This window comes from Bacteroides sp. AR20, assembly GCF_964250605.1.
Lineage (GTDB): Bacteria > Bacteroidota > Bacteroidia > Bacteroidales > Bacteroidaceae > Bacteroides > Bacteroides uniformis.
The window spans coordinates 96650-119522 of record NZ_CAXUGK010000009.1; the positions used below are offsets into that span (position 1 = coordinate 96650).

The 22873-nt window shown below is 44.2% G+C and carries 14 protein-coding genes and 1 pseudogene; 6 read left to right on the forward strand and 9 right to left on the reverse strand.

The genetic code is table 11. From position 1 onward, the window contains the following. Positions 1–163: 163 nt before the first annotated feature. From ACESTD_RS06915 to ACESTD_RS06940, 6 genes are all read left to right on the forward strand, one after another. Positions 164–3124 (forward strand): FAD-binding and (Fe-S)-binding domain-containing protein, encoded by a 2961-nt coding sequence (locus ACESTD_RS06915; protein ID WP_005834673.1) that lies wholly within the window; start codon positions 164–166, stop codon positions 3122–3124. Between the two features lie 33 nt (positions 3125–3157). Then, positions 3158–4342, forward strand: a complete 1185-nt coding sequence (locus ACESTD_RS06920) for an acyltransferase family protein (protein ID WP_005824978.1) — start codon at positions 3158–3160, stop codon at positions 4340–4342. A 129-nt stretch (positions 4343–4471) separates the two neighbouring features. Continuing rightward, a complete protein-coding gene (locus ACESTD_RS06925) occupies positions 4472–5311 on the forward strand; it encodes a BadF/BadG/BcrA/BcrD ATPase family protein (RefSeq protein ID WP_005834671.1) in 840 nt (279 codons plus the stop codon). Between the two features lie 46 nt (positions 5312–5357). Then, positions 5358–6194, forward strand: coding sequence for an N-acetylmuramic acid 6-phosphate etherase (gene murQ / locus ACESTD_RS06930; protein ID WP_373158729.1), 837 nt, complete (start codon positions 5358–5360; stop codon positions 6192–6194). A 93-nt stretch (positions 6195–6287) separates the two neighbouring features. Continuing rightward, positions 6288–8144, forward strand: coding sequence for a serine hydrolase (locus tag ACESTD_RS06935; protein WP_250706946.1), 1857 nt, complete (start codon positions 6288–6290; stop codon positions 8142–8144). Positions 8145–8232: 88 nt separating this feature from the next. Beyond that, on the forward strand, positions 8233–8976 hold the full coding sequence (locus ACESTD_RS06940; protein WP_250706945.1) for a hypothetical protein: 744 nt from the start codon (positions 8233–8235) through the stop codon (positions 8974–8976). A gap of 146 nt (positions 8977–9122) precedes the next feature. Here ACESTD_RS06940 and ACESTD_RS06945 read toward each other — a convergent pair. The 9 genes and pseudogenes from ACESTD_RS06945 to ACESTD_RS06985 form a co-directional block, all read right to left on the reverse strand. Then, positions 9123–9406 (reverse strand): annotated as a pseudogene (locus tag ACESTD_RS06945) (transposase); the annotation flags it as partial. Between the two features lie 92 nt (positions 9407–9498). Then, positions 9499–10131, reverse strand: a complete 633-nt coding sequence (locus ACESTD_RS06950) for an FKBP-type peptidyl-prolyl cis-trans isomerase (RefSeq protein WP_349306668.1) — start codon at positions 10129–10131, stop codon at positions 9499–9501. Between the two features lie 100 nt (positions 10132–10231). Further along, positions 10232–11773, reverse strand: a complete 1542-nt coding sequence (locus tag ACESTD_RS06955) for a glycine--tRNA ligase (RefSeq protein WP_250706944.1) — start codon at positions 11771–11773, stop codon at positions 10232–10234. A gap of 238 nt (positions 11774–12011) precedes the next feature. Beyond that, positions 12012–14348, reverse strand: a complete 2337-nt coding sequence (locus ACESTD_RS06960; protein WP_005824986.1) for a glycoside hydrolase family 3 protein — start codon at positions 14346–14348, stop codon at positions 12012–12014. A gap of 13 nt (positions 14349–14361) precedes the next feature. Next, the gene (locus ACESTD_RS06965; RefSeq protein ID WP_373158730.1) at positions 14362–15558 is read right to left on the reverse strand and encodes an esterase; all 1197 of its coding nucleotides are present in this window, start codon (positions 15556–15558) and stop codon (positions 14362–14364) included. Between the two features lie 35 nt (positions 15559–15593). Further along, positions 15594–17135: a nucleoside hydrolase-like domain-containing protein gene (locus ACESTD_RS06970; protein WP_373158731.1), complete on the reverse strand. Its 1542-nt coding sequence runs from the start codon at positions 17133–17135 to the stop codon at positions 15594–15596. A gap of 21 nt (positions 17136–17156) precedes the next feature. Continuing rightward, positions 17157–18704, reverse strand: coding sequence for a RagB/SusD family nutrient uptake outer membrane protein (locus tag ACESTD_RS06975; protein ID WP_130080291.1), 1548 nt, complete (start codon positions 18702–18704; stop codon positions 17157–17159). Between the two features lie 20 nt (positions 18705–18724). Continuing rightward, positions 18725–21781, reverse strand: a complete 3057-nt coding sequence (locus ACESTD_RS06980) for a SusC/RagA family TonB-linked outer membrane protein (protein ID WP_373158732.1) — start codon at positions 21779–21781, stop codon at positions 18725–18727. 74 nt (positions 21782–21855) lie between these two features. After that, positions 21856–22872 (reverse strand): GRP family sugar transporter, encoded by a 1017-nt coding sequence (locus ACESTD_RS06985; protein ID WP_005834661.1) that lies wholly within the window; start codon positions 22870–22872, stop codon positions 21856–21858. Between the last annotated feature and the right edge of the window lies 1 nt (position 22873).

Genomic DNA, 22873 nt, shown 5'->3' on the forward strand with positions numbered 1-22873 from the left:
ATAAGGAAGGGAAAAGAGCCTGATACGGAGACTATTTCAGTCGTATACAGAACCACATTCAGTCGTATACTTAAATATATTCAGTATACGACTGAATGTACCCCCTCGTAAGACACGTTTACAGAGCACTTTGAAGCGAAGTGATGCAATAAAAAAAGTGAACATGAAAGAGCATAGTTACATGGCTTTCCTGCAGGAAGCAAAACAATTCATTCCGCAGGAAAGGATTTACACCGACGAACTTCGCCGGCTGGCTTGGGGTACGGATGCCGGTTTTTACCGACTGATTCCCCAGATTGTAATCCGTTCGAAAGACGAAGATGAAGTTTCACAACTGTTGAAACTGGCGAGCCGCCACGGGCTGCCCGTCACCTTCCGAGCGGCAGGGACCAGTTTGTCGGGTCAAGCCATTAGCGACTCCATCCTCATCGTAGCCGGCAAGAATTGGGAAAAATACAGCATATCCGCCGACTACGAACAGATAACCCTCCAACCGGGCATCATCGGACAACGTGTGAACGAACTGTTGGCTCCCTACGGCCGTAAGTTTGCACCGGATCCCGCCTCGGTGAAAAGCGCCATGGTAGGCGGTATTGTCATGAACAATGCTTCCGGCATGAACTGCGGTACGCACGCCAATAGCGACAAGGTGCTTGTTTCCGCCCGTATTATCCTGATGGATGGTACCCTGCTGGATACCGGAAATCCCGTCAGCCGCGCCTCCTTCGAAGTGAGTCACCGTGACTTCATTCGCCGCATCTGCGAACTGCGCGATGAAATACGTACCAACGAAAAACTGGCCGAACGCATCCGTTACAAATATTCCATCAAAAATGTAACCGGGCTCAATCTGTTGCCCTTCGTCCGTTTCGACGACCCATTCGAAATCATTGCCCACCTCATGGTAGGTTCCGAAGGTACACTGGCGTTCCTTTCGGAAGTGACGATGAAGACTGAATATGATTATCCCTACAAGGCCAGCGCTATGCTCTACTTCAAGACCATCAAAGAAGCGAGCCGCGCTGTGGTAGCCATGAAGAAGCTGGTCGACGAAACCGGCGAATGGACAGTAAAAGGGGCTGAAATGCTAGACTATAAGAGCCTTTCTTCCGTCAACGACCCCGTATTCCTAAAATACAAAGGCGAAGTTGCCTCCTCTGCCCTCCCCGGCGTGGAGCCCGGCGACGAAACCGGGTTGACAGCAGTGCTGACCGAAACCAAAGCCCGTACCCCGGAAGAACTGCAACAGAACATATCTGCCATTGAAGCTTGCCTGCAAGCCTTCACCACCTATATTCCGGTACGCTTCACCGACCGTCCGGAGGAATATTCTAAATACTGGGCCATCCGTTCCGGCATCTTCCCCTCTGTGGGAGGTACGCGCCAACCGGGAACCACTTGCCTCATCGAAGACATCGCCTTCCACATTGAAGACCTTCCGGAGGCAACGGCAGAACTGCAACAGCTCATAGCCCGCCACGGATATAATGACGCCTGCATCTACGGCCATGCTCTCGAAGGCAACTACCACTTCATCATCAACCAGTCCTTCAGTACCCAAGCGGAAGTGAAACGCTACGAAGACTTGATGAATGACATCAAGACCTTGGTAGTAGATAAATATGACGGTTCCCTGAAAGCCGAGCATGGCACGGGCCGGAATATGGCTCCCTTTGTCCGCCATGAATGGGGAGATGACGCCTACAAAGCCATGAAAGCCGTCAAAGAGCTGTTTGACCCACAAGGATTGCTAAACCCCGGTGTCATTTTCAATGATGACCCGCAATGCCATATCAAGAACTTCAAGCCGCTGCCTTTATTAGTGATGAGTGACAAGAGACAAGCTACGTCACTCGTAGCTGACAAATGCATCGAGTGCGGTTTCTGCGAAGTCAACTGTCTCTCCTGCGGCTTTACCCTTTCCTCGCGCCAGCGTATCGTGTTGCAGCGCGAAATATCCCGGCTGAAACAAAGCGGTGAGGACCCGACACGCCTTGCACTGCTCGAAAAACAATACCGCTATCCCGGCAACCAGACTTGTGCCGGAGACGGCCTCTGCTCCATGTCGTGCCCGATGGGTATCAATACGGGCGACCTTACCCATATAATCCGCCAGGAAGCATTACCCAAAGGCAGTCTGGGATACAAAGCCGGAGACTTTGTCGCCAATCATTTCGCTGGTGTCAAGAGTGCACTGCGTCCCGTATTGTCCTTAGCCAACTTCGGACATTCACTATTAGGGACAAAGGCGATGAGCGGCATTACCAAGGGGCTGCACAATGCATTAGGCATACCTCTATGGACGCCGGCTATGCCGAAAAGTTATCAGTTACAAGCTACGGAGTTACAAGCTACAAGCACTATGCAGCATAATAGCGCAGCACTTGTAGCTCGTAGCTCTGTAACTCGTAACTACAAAGTCGTCTACTTCCCCAGCTGCATCAACCAGACTATGGGTCTGGCAAAGAAGTCTCCCGTAGAGCAGCCATTGGTAAATAAAATGGTGTCCTTGTTGCAAAAAGCCGGTTACGAAATCATCTTCCCGAAAGATATGGACAAGCTTTGCTGTGGCACCATTTGGGAAAGTAAAGGGATGCTGGACATTGCCGATCGCAAGACAGCCGAACTGGAGGCCGCACTTTGGGAAGCCAGCGAACAAGGCAAATACCCCGTCCTCTGTGACCAAAGCCCTTGTCTGCACCGCATGCGCGAATGTATCAAGAAGATGAAACTGTATGAACCTGCAGAATTCATCTATACATTCTTACGTGAGAAGCTAATTTTCACACCTATTAACCGCCCCGTAGCAATCCACATCACCTGCTCCATGCGGAAAATGGGACTGGCAGATACCATTATAGCCCTTGCACGCCTTTGCTCCAGTAAAGTCATCGTGCCGGAAGAAGTAGGTTGCTGCGGTTTTGCCGGAGACCGGGGATTCACCTATCCTGAGCTGAACTCGTACGCCCTACGCAAACTCCGCCCGCAAATAGAAGCGTCCGGAGTGAATATAGGCTACTCTAACAGCCGTACTTGTGAAATCGGATTGACAACAAACTCAGGTATCCCCTATGTATCCATTGCCTATCTGGTAGACGAATGTACAAAGGCAGCTGATAATTAGGATTGATAATTAACTTAACACACAAATATTACAATGAACAGTACAAAAGTAAGTAAACGCATCCTTGCACTCGACATTCTCCGTGGTGTCACCATCGCAGGTATGATTATGGTAAACAACCCCGGTTCGTGGGGACATATCTATGCCCCCTTGCGGCATGCAGAGTGGAACGGTCTGACCCCCACCGACCTCGTCTTTCCCTTCTTCATGTTTATCATGGGAATTTCCACATACATTTCCCTGAAGAAATACAACTTCGAGTTCAGCCACGCCGCCGGCATGAAGATACTGAAACGCACCATCGTCATTTTCCTTATAGGCATGGCTATCGGCTGGTTCTCGCGTTTCTGCTATTACTGGGCCTCCGCTCCGGACGACCTCAGTTTCGGAGAGAAGCTATGGGCTTCCGTCTGGACATTCGACCGTATCCGTATTCTGGGTGTCATGCAACGGCTGGCCCTTTGCTACGGAGCAGCCTCCATCATTGCACTAACCATGAAGCATAAACATATACCTTATCTGATAGCCGGCCTATTGACAGGCTACTTCATACTGTTGATGTGCGGCAACGGTTTCGCCTATAATGAAACAAACATTCTTTCCGTGGTAGACCGTGCCATCCTGACCCCTGCACACATGTACAAGGATAACGGCATAGATCCCGAAGGTTTGTTAAGCACCATTCCTGCCATTGCACATGTGTTGCTGGGCTTCTGTGTAGGGCGGCTGATGCTGGATGGCAACAAGTCGGAAGACCGTGCCTCATTTCTCAATTCGCAGCTTATCACACTGTTTCTGGTAGGTGTTATCCTTACTTTCTCCGGTTTCCTGCTAAGCTACGGCTGCCCCATCAACAAGAAAATATGGTCTCCTACCTACGTACTCGTCACTTGCGGACTGGCATCCAGTTTTCTGGCATTGCTTATCTGGATTATTGATGTGAAAGGCTATAAGAAGTGGAGCATGTTTTTCGAGGCATTCGGTGTGAATCCGCTGTTCATGTATGTATTGGGCGGCGTACTTAGCATACTTTTCGGTAGTATCAGTTTCCCGTGGGGAAACAGCAGCATCAGCATACACGGATTCTTATACAATATAGTCCTCATGCCCGTTTTCGGTGAAACCGCCGGTTCCCTTGCCTTTGCCCTGCTGTTTATCGCCATTAACTGGTGTATCGGCTACCAGTTGTACAAACGAAAAATATATATCAAAATATAAGGATTAGGGGTTAGTGATTAAGGATTAGTGATTAATACGTTGCCTATAATTAAGAAACAGTATCACCTACCATTAATCACTAATCCTTAATCACTAGCCCCTAATCCCTAATCATTAAACATTATTTATATGATTCTAATAGCAGACAGTGGCTCTACAAAGACCGATTGGTGTGTTGTAGAGAATGGAGTACTTCTCCAACAGATATTCACGAAAGGGACGAACCCTTTCTTTCAGTCGGAAGAGGAAATCAGTAATGAAATAGCAACAGCGCTATTACCTCAGCTGAAGACAAGTGAGCTGGATGCCGTATACTTTTATGGTGCAGGATGCGGATTTCCCGACAAGATAAGTATGGTGCACCGTGCCATAACCAAACACCTCAGTGTGAAAAATGAAGTGGAAGTCAATACCGATATGCTGGCTGCCGCACGTGGCCTCTGCGGACATGACTCAGGCATTGCCTGCATCATGGGGACCGGCTCCAACTCATGTTATTATGACGGAAAAAGCATTGTCACCAATGTATCTCCTCTGGGATTCATCTTGGGAGACGAAGGCAGCGGAGCCTGCTTGGGCAAACTGTTGGTAGGCGATATCTTGAAAAATCAGATGACACCCGAGCTGAAAGAGAAATTCCTCAAACAGTTCGACCTGACACCTGCTGATATCATCGACCGTGTCTACCGTAAACCTTTCCCCAACCGTTTCCTGGCAAGCTTGTCACCATTTCTTGCACAGAATCTGGGTGAACCTTGTGTACGCGCTCTGGTACTGAACAGCTTTAAGGCATTCCTTAAACGCAATGTCATGCAATATGAAGACTATCAGCATCAAAAAGTACATTTCATCGGTTCCGTAGCCTTCTATTACAAGGAAGTTCTGGCAGAAGCTGCCAAAGAAATGGGTATCCAACTGGGCGCAATCATCAAGAGCCCCATGGAAAGACTCATCAAATATCACAACTGAAAGTGACAAATCGTAAATAGTAAATCGTCAAATAGTAAATAGCCTTATGTTCGTAAAAATCTCAGAGCAACCATCGCTCTACAATGACTTGGAAAAGAAATCAGTCCGTGAAATTCTGGAAGACATCAATACCGAAGACCAGAAAGTGGCGCTTGCCGTACAGAGGGCAATCCCTCAAATAGAAAAGTTGGTAACCCAGATTGTGCCCCGCATGAAACAAGGCGGACGCATCTTCTACATGGGTGCGGGTACCAGTGGACGTCTGGGCGTACTCGACGCTTCGGAAATTCCACCGACTTTCGGTATGCCCCCCACGCTGGTTATCGGCTTGATTGCCGGTGGTGACACTGCATTGAGAAATCCGGTAGAGAATGCCGAAGATGACATTCACCGCGGTTGGGAAGAGTTGACGGAACGCAATATTACAGATAAGGATACGGTCATCGGTATTGCTGCATCCGGTACCACCCCCTACGTGATTGGTGCCATGCACGAGGCACGCGAACACGGCATACTGACCGGCTGTATCACCAGCAACCCGGACTCTCCAATGGCAGCAGAGGCAGATGTAGCCATCGAAATGATTGTAGGGCCTGAATATGTGACGGGAAGCTCACGCATGAAATCGGGAACAGGACAGAAAATGATACTGAATATGATTACTACTTCCGTCATGATACAGTTGGGACGCGTGAAAGGCAACAAAATGGTGAATATGCAGCTCAGTAACAAAAAGCTTGTGGACCGTGGTACCCGTATGATTGTAGAGGAACTCGAACTGGACTATGGCAAAGCCAAGGCGCTGCTGTTGATGCACGGTTCGGTGAAAAAGGCAGTGGATGCGTACAGAGCTCCTCGTGCCACTAAAGAGGAAGAAGAATAGTTTCAAGAACAATTAACCCGATTAATTATCCCCTTCCCCTTTCAAGAGTGTGTCAAAACCCCTTTCATAGGGGGCGGGGCAAATCTTTTTATTATGAAAGCAATCTGTTTTTTTCTCTTTTCTCTTTGTCTGCAAGTTGCCACTGCGCAGCCTTTGCAGCGTGTAGCTCCTGAACAGGTGGGAATGGACTCCCGCAAACTGATGTATGCCGATGAAGCGATTGAAACGGCTATCGCCAACAAGGATATTCCCGGTGCCGTACTTGCCGTAGTGCGCAATGGGAAAATGGCATACTTGAAAGCCTATGGTAACAAGCGCATCTACCCCAGTGTAGAGCCAATGACTACCAATACCATCTTTGATATGGCATCATGCAGCAAATCCATGTCGACTGCCGTATGTACAATGATACTGGCAGAACGCGGCAAGCTCCGTATGCTGGACCCCGTCAGCCTCTACATACCCAATTTTAAGAATTGGGAGAGTGCAGACGGCAAAGAGAAGAAGGTAATCCGCATTGCCGACCTGATGACACATACTTCCGGACTGCCCCCATACGCACCGGTGGGCGAACTTGAAAAGCAATACGGTTCCCCCAATCCGGATGGTCTTATGGAATACATCGCTACTTGCAAACGTGACTTCAAGCCACAGACAGATTTCCAATACAGTTGCCTCAACTTCATCACCCTGCAGCATATCATCGAGACAATAAGCGGCCAAAGTTTGCGTGATTTTGCCCGTGAAAACATATTTGACGTACTCGGCATGGAGCATACCGACTATCTGCCCTGCCAACATGACAAGAATGGCAAATGGATAAATACAACAGATGCAAACTGGGCAGGTATCACCGAAGGAGACTGGCACAATGCCATCGCGCCAACCGAAAAACAACCTGACGGGCAAGTCCTCTGCGGACAAGTACACGACCCGCTAGCCCGTATCATGAACGGAGGCATCAGCGGCAACGCCGGAGTATTCTCCTGTGCCGAAGATATTGCCGTGCTCTGCGCAGCCCTGCAGAACGGAGGCGAATGGAACGGCCGCCGTATCCTGAGCCCACTGGGTGTAAAAACCATGCGTACCGTGCCACGCGCCACAGCCAATCTGGGACGTACTCTCGGCTGGGACTGCTTTACAGCATACGCCTCCAACAACGGGGACTTGTTCGGCCCGAACACCTATAGCCATACCGGATATACAGGTACTTCCATCGTTATCGACCCAGACAATGACACTTCTGTCATATTGCTTATCAATGCCGTGCATCCGGAAGACGGGCATAGCGTGGTTCGTCTGCGTTCATTGGTTGCCAATGCCGTGGCAGCTTCCATCTGTCCCGTTCCGCGCATCTATACAGACCATTACTACAAACGCTTCCTACAGTTTATGGATGAGCCTGCCATTACAAGCAAAGACATCGTCATGCTTGGCAACAGCCTGACTGAAGGCGGCGGTGACTGGTCGGCACGCCTCGGCAAGAAGAACGTACGCAACCGTGGCATTATCGGTGACGAAGTGATGGGTATCTACGACCGTCTGCACCAGATACTCCCCGGACATCCCGCCAAGCTGTTCCTGCTTATCGGAGTCAACGATATTTCCCACAATTTGACATCGGACAGCATTGTAAGTATGATTCGTACAACCGTGGAACGTATTCAGAAAGAATCTCCCGATACGAAGTTCTACCTGCAAAGCCTGCTTCCTTTCAATGAAAGTTTCGGACGCTATAAAAGCCTGACCGGAAAAACCGATATGGTCCCTGAAGTCAACCTTCGTTTGGAAGCACTTGCCAAAGAAAAAAACATCGCTTATATCGACCTCTTCCCCTTGTTTACAGAGAAGGGAACGAATGTACTGCGCAGCGAACTAACCAACGACGGGTTGCATTTGAATGAGGATGGATACAAGATTTGGGTAAAGAGCATCAAGAAGAAAATATAAAAATTACATATGCAATATTTTGTTGAAAATTTGTTTTTTAATTTTTTTATTCTTTTCTTTGGTAAAAGAAACTTTAAACTATTAAATCATGAAAACACTGTTAAAAATGATGGCATTTATTTCCATCTTCGTCTCCATCACATCATGTTCTAATGAAAATACATTAGAAAACATGCTACCGGCAGAAAACAAAGTACATAGTGATTCCTTCAGATTTAGATACCAAGGAGTAGAATATACAGCCGAATATGAGCTGCAAGATTCCACGATAGTATTTATAAATCCTGAAATAGGTAATATGTTATCCAAATTGAACAATAATCCTAACACTTCTACGCTTACTTATTCCAATGGTACAATTGAATATTTTGATTCCACTAAAGAACTAGAATTGTTTGTAGAAGAAAAATTTCAACGTAGTGATAATGCCCAAACTAGGCTATCAATGGCTTACCTTACATCTATAACTTTAAAAGTATATGAACACAAAGACTTTGGAGGAGAAGTGTTAACATATAATGGGCCGATAGAAGTTCCTAATATGAAAAATGCATACAACTATGGAGTCCCAATGATACCTAAGGATTTTAATGACATAATTACTTCATTTAAACTTACAGGTTCTCGCAGAGTTGGCACACCAGAGAATGCAGAAATGAGTGCGATAGTGATTTTTTATAGAGACTCTAATTATAAATCTAGTAGTAAGGCCTTTATACTCAATGTGGATCACCAAGAAATATCACATACTAATTTTAAGAAAATAGATTTTAATGACAAAGTTAGTTCATTCAAATTATATAAAGTAAGAGATCCCTATCCTAAGCTATAACTAACCTTGATTTTAAAAGTCTCTGAATAAATCTTCTCATCACTTTTTGAGATATAATCACAAAATAAATAGGGATGTTCAGTAAATCCTTTAAAAACAAGTTGGCATGTGTAAATGATTTAAGTTTTTCATTTCACATGCCATTTTTATAATTCATTTATCCTTGAAATATTCAGCAAATTAAGTTCAATGGTGAGTTTCTTCTCAAAGAAACAATAGACTGCTATAGATAGCTGACACAGCATTACCCATAAAGTTATTGAACGATTGGCGTCTTGAATGTTCAGTTTGTGCGATATTCTTCGGTTCGTCATTAACAGTTTCAATTAATGTCCCATTCTAAGCAGAATTTTATCGACCATACTCATGAGTTCTTCTTGTTGTTTTTGCCCTTAGTGACAATACCGTTAAGGAAGAGGCGCTCAAACAATAAGATCTTTTTCTTGTTCTGCTACACATGATATAAGAAGAAGATACACAACTAAACAATGCATATTTTCTCATTATATCAACATTTAGGAGTTATTCTATCACTTTATTTAAAACTACATCAAAGACTAAAGCTGAATATCCGGGAATAGTACCACTACCTTCAGAACCATATGCAGAATCCGTAGGAAGATACACTAACCAACGTTCGCCAACAGCCATATATTGCAAAAAGATTTTCCAACCCGTTCTCAATGTTGACTCTGTTATAAGAAAATCAGTAGACCAACTAAAAGGAGTCGGTTCTCGCCCAGGTGGATTTGGTATATTTTGATCCAATGCACCATAACCGTCAAAACCACCATCAAATTTCTCACCGGTAATAAGTGTACCGTAATAAAAAGCATTCACAGCTTCTGTCCATACAGGAATTTCACCCTCTGCATTCTTAACAAGTTTCTTACAATATATATACCGAGGATGCTTATCAGTGCTAACAAGATAGTCTTGAAGAATAAACATTTCACCGACTTCCACAGCCCTTATACCTTCTTCAGTAGCTACATATCTATCACCCGCAACATTTTTTATCGAATCAATGTATGCTTCGTTACGTGCCTGCCAATCATAATACTTTCCCTCATCTTCTACTTCTTCGCAAGACACTAGTCCGCTTACAAGCAACAGCAGGAAAGGCAAAAACAAAAATCTTTTTCTCATTTTCATTAATTACAAATTATTCATTAATTACGAATTATAAATTACAAGAAACAAGTGGCATTCACTACGCACCCTCATAATTTATAATTTGTAATTAATATTATTCTTATTGCAAGGTTTTCAGCAACGATGTGATGCTTACACGGTCTGCAATAATATTATTCAGTTCAGAGATAGCCACGCGCTCTTGCTGCATGGTGTCACGATTACGCAGTGTCACACAGTTATCTTCCAAAGTCTGATGGTCCACAGTTACGCAGTACGGAGTACCGATGGCATCCTGACGGCGGTAACGTTTACCGATGGAATCTTTCTCGTCATACTGGCAATGGAAGTGGAACTTCAGGTTGTCGATAATCTCGCGTGCTTTTTCGGGCAGTCCGTCTTTCTTTACCAACGGCATCACGGCCAGCTTCACCGGAGCCAGGGCAGCGGGAAGTTTCAATACTACGCGCGTTTCACCGTTCTCCAGCTTCTCTTCACAATAGGAAGCAGACATGATGCTGAGGAACATACGGTCTACGCCTATCGAGGTTTCGATGACATACGGAGTATAGCTTTCGTTGGTTTCAGGGTCGAAATACTTGATGTTCTTACCAGAGAATTTCTCATGCTGGGACAAGTCAAAATTAGTACGGCTGTGAATACCTTCTACTTCCTTGAAACCGAAAGGCATCAGGAACTCGATGTCTGTAGCAGCATTGGCGTAGTGTGCCAGTTTGTCGTGGTCGTGGAAACGGTAATGGTCGTCGCCGAAGCCCAGCGCCTTGTGCCATTTCAGACGAGTAGCCTTCCAGGTCTTGAACCAGTCAAGCTCCGTACCCGGCTTCACGAAGAACTGCATTTCCATCTGCTCGAACTCGCGCATGCGGAAGATGAACTGGCGGGCTACGATTTCGTTACGGAAAGCCTTACCAATCTGGGCGATACCGAAAGGAATCTTCATGCGACCGGTTTTCTGTACATTCAGGTAATTTACGAAGATACCTTGTGCCGTTTCAGGGCGCAGGTATATCTTCATGGCACCATCGGCAGTGGAACCCATTTCTGTTGAGAACATCAGATTGAACTGACGCACCTCTGTCCAGTTCTTTGTGCCACTGATAGGGCAAACGATTTCTTCGTCAAGGATAATCTGACGGAGTTCGTCCAGATTATTATCGTTCAAAGCCTTGGAAAAGCGTTCATGCAAGGCATCACGCTTGGCCTGGTGTTCCAGCACACGACCGTTGGTACTGCGGAACTGAGCCTCATCGAAAGCCTCACCAAAACGCTTGGCAGCTTTGGCCACTTCTTTGTTTATCTTGTCATCGTACTTAGCAAGCTGGTCCTCTATCAACACATCGGCACGATAACGTTTCTTGGAATCGCGGTTGTCAATCAAAGGGTCATTGAAAGCATCTACGTGTCCGCTGGCTTTCCAGATGGTGGGGTGCATAAAGATTGCTGAGTCGATACCGACAATATTTTCGTGCAGCAGCACCATACTCTGCCACCAGTATTGCTTGATGTTATTTTTCAGTTCCACACCCATCTGACCATAGTCATACACAGCTCCCAGTCCATCATAAATCTCGCTGGAAGGGAACACAAAACCATATTCCTTACAGTGTGATACGAGTTTCTTAAAAACGTCTTCTTGTGCCATTTTCTGTTGTATCTAAATTAATTTGAATCTTATTTTCAGCTAAAAAGCGCCACAAAGATAGGGATTTATATCGTAAGTAGGACACGGAGGGTATTAATTTATCTTATTACCAAATAAAAGAAGAAGCTACCTCATAACTCCGAGGCAGCTTCTTTCCCAATTTTACCCAATTACAATTAATTTACCTAAGCACTACAAATCAACCTAATCACAACCAAGAATAATATTATACTCACCTTCAGCGTTTTATCGTATTAACAGTCTCTTGTGGTTTCAATATGTCATTTGTTTTTTCCACAACTGATACCACATCAACATCAAGTACAGCCTTAATATCCTTGGAAGAGGTTCCAATCAAAAACTTATAATTTCCAGCATCCACTACCCATGAAGAAGAAGCTTCATCATAAGAAGCCAAATCCGTAGTGTTCAGTTTCAAAGTGGCAGTAACAGTCTCACCTGGCCTCAATTCCTTAGTTTTGGTAAAAGCTTTAAGTTCTTTTTCCGGTTTGTTCATCTGAAACCTATTGGGAGCGGAGACATAAAGCTGAACAACCTCTTTCCCTGCAAACTTACCAACATTCTTCACATCAATAGAAACAGAATATATACCATTATCAACTTTGACAGACGGATTGACATACTCGAATGTTGTATACGAAAGACCATAGCCGAAAGGATAAGACACTTGCTTTCCGAAACTATCGAAATAGCGATAACCGACAAAAATATCTTCTTCATAATCCGTATAGTCTACATTCTTCACTGAAGAGCTTTTGTCCTCCTTATTCCTCACATCTGTATTAGCCCTAGCATCCATAGGAAAATTGGTCGAAGAAGCAACGTCCATCAACTTGTTCGGGAAAGTCATTGTCAACTTACCCGATGGAGATACCTTACCGCTCAACACATCCGTCACACTATTTCCACCCTCCTGTCCTGCCTGCCAAGCCAGCAAAATAGCATCCGGTAGTTTTTTCCAAGAAGCTGTTTCGATTACACCTCCGATATTCAATACCACCACCACTTTCTTCCCAGCAGCATGGAAAGCTTGGCTGACGGACTTCAGCAGTTGCAATTCTTCCTCACTCAGTTCAAAATCACTGACATTACGGTCTACAAATTCACCGGAAGTACGTCCCAGCGTAACCAATGCAACATCCGCTTTAGCAACTTGTTCTGACAACACCTTTGTAGTAGGGATAAGTTCTGTCGGGCGAGGTACCGGCATAAATCTGGAGAAAGGCTGAGACGAGTCAGGAGTATTTTTCTTATTCTCGGCCTCAATATACTGTTCATAATCGGCCTTCAATGCTTCATCTATCTGGTATCCAGCATTCTTCAAACCATCCAATAATGAGACTGTATAGGCACGATTCACATTACCTGAGCCGGTACCTCCTGCTATGAAATCATAGGAAGTACACCCGAAAAGAGCTATATTTCTGACCTTCCTTTCAAATGGCAAGGTTTCGTTATTATTCTTCAACAAAACCATTCCTTCAGTCGCTGACTGGCGGGTAACTGCTGCGTGCGCCTTCAAATCAGGTTTATTGGAATATTTGTATTCTTTAAAATGAGGAGTTTGGAGAATAAGTTCAAGAACACGCTTCACATTACGATTCAGTATGGATTCATCCAATTTTCCGGATTTCACCCCTTCGATAATCATATCATACTGGTTAGCCCTTCCCGGTTGGAGCATATCATTACCTGCTATCATCTGAGCCACGGCATCCTTCCCTCCAAACCAGTCAGTTACCACCATACCCTCGAAATTCCACTCATCACGCAATAAAGTGGACAGCAAGTCTGTATTCTCAGAAGCATAGGTGCCATTAATATGATTGTAAGAGGACATTACTGTCCATGGTGCCGATTCCTTCACTGCAATTTCGAACCCCTTCAAATAGATTTCCCGTAAGGCACGAGGAGTGATACGAGCATCATTAGCATTCCGATTGGTTTCCTGGTTGTTAACAGCAAAATGTTTGATGGAAGTTCCCACTCCGTTGCTCTGTATCCCTCTAACATATGCAGCAGCTATCTTGCCAGACACCAACGGGTCTTCGGAATAATATTCAAAATTACGCCCGCACAAAGGATTCCGATGGATATTCAAAGCAGGAGCCAGTAAAACATCCGCACCATATTCCAACACTTCATTACCAATTGATTTTCCAACTTCCTCTACCAAATCCTGATTCCAAGTAGAAGCAAGTAACGTACCGATAGGAAAATGTGTACAATAATAAGTAGCAGAATCCCCTTCGCGGATAGGATCTATACGTAAACCTGCAGGTCCATCAGCCAACACAATGGCAGGAATTCCCAAACGGGGTATCGGATAAGTAGTACCTGCTGCACCGGGAACCAACTTCTTTGTAGTGCCAATCACCGTACTGTCACCCGAAGTACCCACCATTCCGGTACCGATAACCAAATGTGCCTTTTCTTCCAAAGTCATGGCACCAATAACATCCTCAACAGAATCTTTACCCAATTGAGGAGCCGCAGGGCCACAAGCGCTCAACACGCCTGCAGCCAACAGCAAATAAAACAGTTGTTTTTTCATAGCCTAGTCAGATTTATTTAAACAACTTGGGAGCAAATACAGAGAGATAAATACGCCAGCAGGTCCATACATGTCCACCAGGAGTTTCCATAAACTCATATTTATATCCTTTTTTATCCAAATCAGCGCGATAAGCTGCATTGTTTCTATAAAGAAAATCGTCTTTACCGATACCCAACCAGTAAAGTTTGGGAGCCTTATCAAACTGAACAGCTAACTTTTTATCCATATCCTGATAAACCGGACTATTTTTCTGACCTGCACTCTGGACATTAAGGGCCGCAGAGAATAAACCTACATAGTCGAACATATCAGGATAGTTCAAAGAAATATTGGCAGAATGAAAACCACCCATTGAAAGCCCCGCAATAGCACGATGAGCTTTGTCCGCTTGTACACGATAATTACTTTCTACAAACGTGATAATCTCAGGGAAATAGGCTTCAAAAGCACCGTCCATGGTTCCATTCTTCATATGGTAAGGTTTATAGTATCCCAGACTACTCTCACCAGGTGCAGCCTCCATGGCAGCATGCCCATTGGGCATCACAACAATCATCGGTTCAGCCTTGCCTTGTGCAATCAAATTATCGAGAATCTGTGCAGCACGTCCAAAAGTTGTCCACTCATCTTCATCCCCTCCCATACCATGCAATAAATAGAGTACCGGATACTTCCTATCACCGGATTGTTCATAACCTGCCGGCGTGTAGATATTGATACGGCGATCCATTTTCATACCATCAGAGTGATACCAACGATGGGCCAATGTTCCATGAGGAACTTTATTTACCTTATATAAATCTGCCTTACCATTCCCTACAATAAACACATTGCTTGTGGTAGCAAAGACACGATAGACATAAACATTGTTAGGGTCTATAGTCGGCACACCATCTACCATGAATTCATAGCTATAAAGTTCTGAATCCAACGGCTTGGTAGTATAGGTCCAAATTCCTTCTGAATTCTTTGTCATGTCTATCAAACCTGCTCCCACCATACCTCCAATGTGTTGTCCCTCCGCCTTTTCGGCAAAGTCACCGGCAATCTGCACCTTTTGGGCATCAGGAGCCTTAAAGTTAAAAGTCACTGTGTTATCTTTGTTCACAATTGCAGACTCGAGGTCCTGCGCAACAAACAAATTCTGCTGGGCAGACATTTGCAGTCCACAGACTGCCATAAATACTGTCAATAAAATCTTTTTCATTTCAGTTTTTCAATTTAAAGTTTGTTGATTCTAGTTTATTCTATCACTGTAATAATTAGGCGGTGATAACGGTTCATTTGTGGTTCACCATCATCTGTAGCCTCCAGAATCAAGTGAATGGTATCGCCCGGTTTGGCATCAGTCGGAACAGTAAAAGTAGTATTTGCAGAAGTAGAATCATCCACTGCCACTTTACCTCGATATGTACTGGCTGACATATATTGCCACCATTTAATGGCAAGTACATTCTTGTCCGGATCGGTTACTGTATATTTAAGTTTCAGCTTTTCACCCGGTTTGGCATTCATGGCAAGTGCACCTTTTATCACCGGTTCATGATTTGCATCGGTATAGCTTGGAGTAACTGACCATTTAAAACGGGCAGCCAATCCATTCATTACCGGAGCCGTAAAATCGGGTAAAGGATAGTGCTCAGCTCTATACTTCATCTGTTCCATACGAGGAAGATTCTTCACTGAATCGGGAAGAAGAGTCCTTCCACCGCACCAGCCACCATAAGTAGGATTCTCGTGACCACGCAGACCATTACCGATCAAATTCAGAAAACAGTAAGTGTCACCCTCAGCCAGATAAGCCCCTTTCGGCTGAACTCCAGTCCAAACTACATAGCCTTGCTCCTTCAGTTCATCAACTGTATAGCCCGACAAGCCGAAGAAATCGAACTTATCATCTTTCACCATCTGTTTTCCATCCCCCCAGACACGATACATTTCACCGAAAGGCCCTTTACTACGGATATTCTCCTGCATCCATTCCGGAGAATAGAAAACCTGGTTTTCTTTGGAAGCCCTCAACTGGGCATTATAAGCCAGCCCGACTGTCATGCCGCCCATCTCCATTTGTCTAAGTTCCGGCCAGAAAGGTTTGATATACCGTGCATACGTATCATCCTGATCACCAGAAAGGGAAAGAACCACTTTTTTTATTATCTTTTCCCGAATGCCTTTCCAGGCATCAGTATGCTCATAAATATCCTGAATGGACTTCAAAGCACGAGCTATGGTGCTGGCACCTCCCCAAGCATTGATAAATACCGGATCTGTACAATCATCAAGCAGTACGGCTTTAATCAGCTCCGATCCCGGAGTATCCTTGGAAATATCACCATCGAACTCTATATTACCGATGCGTATTTTGGATTTCAGATATTCGGGAGTCGGATAAGAAGGATCATGTACCCTCAGATTGGGATATACCTCCTCATAAGCTTCCACAGCATCGTCAATGAAACGTTCTTCCGGATCCCAACGCCAACTTTCCATAGGCCCGTAGTCTATACCATTGCGAGAATATTCCCGTCCAGGTACATACCACTTAGTACCGTACCCATCACCTTTCCAATGAAACTGACTGCTGGCATAAATCAAACCTTCCACGCGGAAATCCGTACTGAAAAGTAAGAAACGTATCAAAGAGTTCAGGTCATCAAGTTCCGGATCACAAGTAATAATAACACGAGGTTTTGACGAATCTTCACTGGACGTCTGCTGTCCATTCATACAAGCCGGCATCACAGCCATAAGGCCTGAGAAGAATAAGCATTTAAATTTATTCATACACTAAATTTTATTGATTAACTACCAACCCGGATTCTGGGTCATATTCTTATTGACATTCATTTCAGTTGCAGGGAATGGGAGCAATTCATGCTTACCACTTTTGAAGCCAGCAGAAGCATTTTTCTGTTCATTCCAACTGACACGACCGTCTTTATAAAGAGCCGGCCTTTCCTGTCCTCTTTTGGCAAGTACCGTAGCAGCATCGCCCCACCGAATCAAATCCTGATAACGACAACCTTCCATCCAGAGTTCCAAACGCTTTTCTTTCTTGATATCATCCATAGAAACGCTACCCAATGCAGGCAACTGAGCACGGTTACGCACTCTATTTACATAGTCGACAGCTTTACCTGCATTTCCAGACTGGAGACTCGCCTCAGCAGCAAGTAACAAGACCTCAGCATACCGCATAGCACGAGTATTGTTAGGGCAACGCAACCAATAATAATTAATGACATCGGCTTCATAAACACGGTATTTCCAACTAAAGTAACCGGCATTGTCAGGCATATATGCAATGGCATCACTCAAAGATATACCGGTGCTTTCCATCTGCTGGTATGTCTTTATGGAAGCATTCAAGCGATACGTATCTCCCATCTCAACAAATGCATCATAGCTTTCCTTGGTCGGATTAAAAAATCCCCAACCTCCGTGAGAATAGATTTGAGTAGGCTCATTAAATGCAAGCATATCTCCGCGCCAATGTACATATACCCAAATCATGTTACTCATAATACCAGTAGCATTATTGGCATCGTAGACATAGTTACTTTCAAATAAGCTTTCGCAATTTGCCTCTCCTTTAGTAGTCTGAATATTTTCATAATCATTGTAAAGGTCGTACTTTCCGCTATTAATCACCTCATCCAAGGCAGCGGCGGCAGCACCATAATTCTTCTGGAATACATATGCCTTACCTAACAGAGCTTGTGCAAATTGTTTGGTGATGCGATAGGTAAAGTCATCCAAACTTGTCTTTTCCTCCAGATCGCCACTGTTGACAGCCTCAGTAAGGTCTTGGTTCACCAATGCCCATAGCGCCTCAGTATCACCATTGGCCTGGGAATATTCATTTGGCGTTAACGGATGATCCACCAATGGCGGAGTCCCCCAAAGACTAATTAATTCGATGTAGGACATCGCGCGGAAAACCTTTGCCTCTGCACGTGCACGAAGTTTAATTGCAGAATCATCCCCTACATACTGCAAAACAATATTGGCGGCATAAATTACCTTATAAAGATTCGTATACAACGTTTTAATATGAGAAAAATCAGAGTCGAATGTATAAGTCGACAGCAATTGCGCACTAGCAGCCGTCCAACTCTCCCCTGCCGAATAGCAATCATCCGAAAGAAGATTCTTCAGCCAGAATGCAGGTGCATAAGTATCCTTCCAATTACTATAGCAGGCTATAATGGCTTCTTCCGCATCAGCATCCGTTTTATAGAAACTTTCGAAAGTGCTTACTCCATGCTGCGAGATATCCAGATTGTCCACACAAGAGGAAAAGAAAGTGCAACTGGCAAGCAACAAACTTGATAAAATATATTTTGCTTTCATATTTCGTATTGAATTAAAGATTAAAATGCTACATTAAGACCGAACACGACTTTCTTGCTGGACGGATAAGACCCCATATCCAACCCCATTGCACTACCTGTACTTGTAAATTCAGGATCAAATCCAGGATACTTGGTAAATGTAAAGAAGTCGTCTAAAGAACAATACAAACGAAGGTTACTCAAACCAATCTGCTTCAACAAATTCTTTGGTAAATTATAACCCAACTGTATCTGCTTGATTTTAAAGTAAGAACCGTCGAATACAAACTTGGAGCTTTTCAAGTACTTATCATAATTACTAGGATTGGAACGGGCATATTTTGCATTGTCTCCTGCAGTTGTCCAACGCCCATCGTAGAATTCCTTCAAGGTATTCGCTTTCATACGGGAAGTACGGTTATAACCGGCAAACACATCATTGCCATGAGAACCGGAACCAAATATCGTCAAATCGAAACCTTTCCATGCAGCAGTCAAAGTAATACCATAAGTAAAGTCGGGAATGGCTGAACCTATTTCCGTTTGATCAGCATCTCCAATAATGCCATCGTCATTCATATCCTTGAATATCGGGTCACCCGTTTGTGAGTCAATGCCCGTACACTCATAACCACGCATGTACCAAATGGGGTGCCCTTCTTCAAAATAATTCATAACACCGATGCCTGCACTTGTCGTACTCTCAATGCGTTCCAAAGTTTCATGCAGATAAGTAACTTTATTCTTTAAAGTAGCAATATTTCCTTTTATGCTATAGTTGAAATCCTTAATATTATCACGCCATGAAAGTTCAAACTCAAATCCGCTGTTCTTGACATTTCCTGCATTCATAGGTGAAGTCGTGTTACCCACAATCAGCGAAGGAGTAATACCGGTTACAATTAAATCCTTAGTTTTTTTCTCATAATAGTCAAATCCGAAACTCAACCGGTCGTTCAGCATCCGAAGATCAATACCTAAATCGATTTGTTCGGAAGTTTCCCACTTCAAATCATAGTTGCCTGTTGCAGAGGGCAGTGAACCCGTTTCATAAGATACATCTCCGGACATTGGATAATTGATTTCAGACAGAATTGTAGCATCATACATATAGTCTGCCAAACCAGCAATACTACCATTCTGTCCCCAACTTGCACGTAATTTCAAATGAGAAATCGACTTGAGATTCTCCATAAACTTCTCATTGGAAAGCACCCAGCCAACAGATACAGCCGGAAAATAGCCCCAACGTTTCTGCAAAGGAAGAATAGACAAGTCGGCAGCATCCGCACGAAGAGTGAACTGAGCAAAATATTTACCCGCATAGTCATAAGAAGCCCGACCAAAGTAAGAAAGATTTGCATATCTCCTTTTCTCTCCACCACTTACCGTACGGGTAGCAGTACCAGTTTGGAACGCAAAATAGGCATAGTTGGGATCCAACTTGGTAATACCTAAATCAACCTTGTCACCAGAACGGCTACCATTGATTCCTCCTGTCACTCCAAAAGAGGTATTGGAAGAATAAGACATACCAAGCATCACGTTTACATTGTGCTTATCTGCAAATGTCTTAGTGTAGTTAGCAAAGTTTTCCCATTGCCAATACGTTGTATTAGAGCTTGTAGCATTTACCGATACATAATCTTGATAAAGATCAGAACAGGTAATGTTAGGCATAGTATAGCCATAGGAGTTGCTATAAGTATAGCGATATCCCAAACGTGAAGTGATGACAAGTTCTTTAATCAGAGTAAAATCCAGATAAGTGGAACCGCTGAACACAAAACCATCTCTTTTCGTTGTACCACGGTCACGCATAATATACGGATTGATATTATTGGAGTCACCATAAGGGGAAATAGAATAATAATCACCATTGGCATTCTGAAGCAAGGTATGCCCTTGGTTCATATAATTAATCATAGTGTCAGGCAGTTTATCCGGTGTATAGGTAACTGGAGTAAGAGGGTCAAGCTGAATGGCAGACAGCATCAAAGAACCGGTTGCTGAGCCTTCGCTTACAGACTGTACATGATAACGGGAAAATGAATTGTTTGTCGTGAACTTCAACCAATCCTTTACTTTATAATCTGCATTGACAGTACCGGTAATGCGGTCAAAAACATCCTTATTGCCAACAATGGGACCATTATTACTTAAATAAGAGAGTGAAGCGAATAATGAGCCATTATCATTGGCACCTTGAAAATTGACATTGTGACGCTGCATCATGGATGATTCAAATGTCTCTTCTACCCAATCGGTATTTGTCTTTCCATCCCAATACCTATCTATTGTTTCTCTGGGAATAAGATTACCTTCAGTCATATAATTGACATATTCCTGAGCATTCAGAATATCAGGAGTACGACCTAAAGACTGAGAGGACAACTGGAAATCATAAGAAATACGACGAACTCCTTTTTTTGCCTTCCGGGTGGTAATCAAGACAACACCATTACCAGCCTGAGCACCATAGATAGCAGCAGAAGCAGCATCCTTCAACACCTCCATACTCTCAATATCATTCGGATCGAGGTTACTGATGTCTTTCGTACGCAAGCCATCGACTACATACAAAGGATCTGAACTGGCATTACTGCTATATCCACGGATACGAATGGCGGGATTCGAACCAGGAGCCGCAGATGCAGAAATAATTTGCACACCGGCTGTCTTACCCTGCAAGGCCTGCTCGGCATTGGTAATGGTACGATTTTCAAAATCTTCAGCCTTTACGGAAGAGATGGCCCCCGTTACGGAGCTTTTCTTCTGTACACCATATCCCACTACAACCACTTCATCCAAGGTCTTGTTATCTTCTTTCAGTACTATATTCATAGTACCCGCAGCGGCTTTCTTTTCCTGGGTCACATAACCTATATACGAAAAGACGATAGTGGCGCCCTCATTCACCGACAAGGTATAATTACCATCCAAATCAGTTATGACACCATTTGTCGTACCTTTTTCCAATACACTTACACCAATCATCGGTTCATTAAGTTCATCGGTGATTCTGCCAGATACACTTACATGTTTCTGTGCAAAAACAGATGTCATACCTACCAAAAGGAACAGCACCAAGACCATTAACCTTTTCTGTTTAATTTGTCTTACAATCGTTTTCATTTATTATTATTTTGGGTTAACAATGAATTAAAATATCAGTTTGAAAGCGTAATCAGTACCAGCCCCACAACAAAGAGTACAAACATAGTCGCAATCATAGGTACAGTTCCTTTGGGAGCTCCTTTGAACTCTTTCCATACAAAGAATCCCCAAATCATGGCTACCACCGGTGCGGCATTGCTCAATGCATAGGCTATAGCCGGATTGGCAGAACCAGCTCCCATAAAGCTGACCACCATACCGCTCATCCAGATAAAGCCGCCCAACATACCGATCAGGTGTGTACGGGTATCACCTTTCAGATAGTCCTTCATTGTGACCTTGTTTCCTTGAGCCGGATGACTCATGGCAAACGTATTGAAAATGGGAGTAGTGATAAGGACACCGGCGGCAAAGCAAAATACGCCGGTATAGGGAGTCAGTGTTCCCGTACCACCCGCAACATACTGGGGATCGAGTGATTTTACAACCAATCCATAGAAAAACATGATGGCCAATCCTGCCACAATAGCCAATAAGATACCTTTTTTAGGGGTGGATGCCTGACTCGCCGACATCTTTCCATAAGCCTTCCCGCAAATGCAGATGGCTACAATGATAACAACTACCCCTATCCAAAGCAATGCCTGGTTTCCGGGGTATACTTCACCGGCCAAAGTTATCAGCAGATAATTAAAAATTATACCGCCTATCCAGGCTAAGCCTCCGCCAATGGGAAACCCTATCGACATACCGGCCACAGCGATGGCTGCCGTCAGAAAGATATTACCGAAATTCCAGACAATACCACCCAACAGTGCATACTTCATACTGTTCCAGTCCATTGCCGCCAAGTCCTCAAAGAAAGTACGGCCTTCACTTCCCAAGCTTCCCAATGTCAGAGCCCCCAACAGAGCCGTGAAAAACAAACCGAAAGCCAAGTCCCAATAGAAAAGCTCGAAACTCCAGCTTTTCGAGGTCACCATCTTCTGCGTATTCGCCCAAGAGCCCCAACAGAGGCAGCAATAGACACAACACAGAATGGCCAAAATATAGTTGTCAACAAGTATCATA